A 276-nucleotide genomic window follows, 5' to 3' on the forward strand; every position below is an offset into this window, starting at 1 on the left:
GAGCCCGGAGGAGATCGCGGCCAGTGGCGCAGGCTCGGGGTGAAAGCGCGGCAGGCTCGCGCGCTCTCCAGCCCGCACCAGCGTAGCATGGCCCGGCACCGGCATCCGGGACCGCACATCGCGGCCCGCAGGCATCAGCGCCCAGATCAACCCGCCGCCCCAGTCACACAGGGTGCGGGTTGCGCCCAGCGCCGGGATCAGATCCACCGCATCAGTGGGTTTGACCGAGATGCGCCAGACATCGCCCGCCGCATCGGCAAAGGGTCTGACATCGCG

1 protein-coding gene is annotated in these 276 nt (G+C 71.0%); it reads right to left on the reverse strand.

Annotated features, from left to right (window positions below; translation table 11 throughout):
* Nucleotides 1-276, reverse strand: a 276-nt coding sequence (locus SB749_RS19355; protein ID WP_410711736.1) for a hypothetical protein, incomplete at both ends; no start/stop codon positions are given.

Source organism: Brevibacterium sp. SIMBA_078, from assembly GCF_046534565.1.
GTDB lineage: Bacteria > Actinomycetota > Actinomycetes > Actinomycetales > Brevibacteriaceae > Brevibacterium.